The sequence below is a fragment of the Acinetobacter lactucae genome, assembly GCF_013344765.1.
GTDB classification, from domain to species: Bacteria; Pseudomonadota; Gammaproteobacteria; order Pseudomonadales; family Moraxellaceae; genus Acinetobacter; species Acinetobacter lactucae_A.
This window is the reverse complement of record NZ_JABVBF010000477.1, coordinates 1-237: the sequence shown is the minus strand read 5'-3', so window position 1 is coordinate 237 and position 237 is coordinate 1. Positions and strand designations below refer to the sequence as shown.

The 237-nt window shown below is 54.9% G+C and carries 1 protein-coding gene; it reads left to right on the top strand.

Annotated elements, in window-relative coordinates:
• The coding region (locus tag HUN22_RS17925) for an Ig-like domain-containing protein (protein WP_254617585.1) at positions 1-237 on the top strand (237 nt) is incomplete at both ends.

Here is a 237-nt window from a genome sequence, read left to right as displayed (position 1 = left end):
GTACAGGCACAGTCTCTGCAGACATCACGCCACCGGTGGTCGCGCTTGATGATGTCCTTACCAATGACAGCACACCTGCGCTCACCGGTACAGTCAATGACCCGACAGCTACTGTGGTGGTGAATGTGGATGGTGTTGACTACCCGGCGACGAACAATGGCGATGGCACCTGGACGCTTGCAGACAATAGCTTGCCTGTATTAACAGACGGTCCACACACCATTACCGTGACAGCAA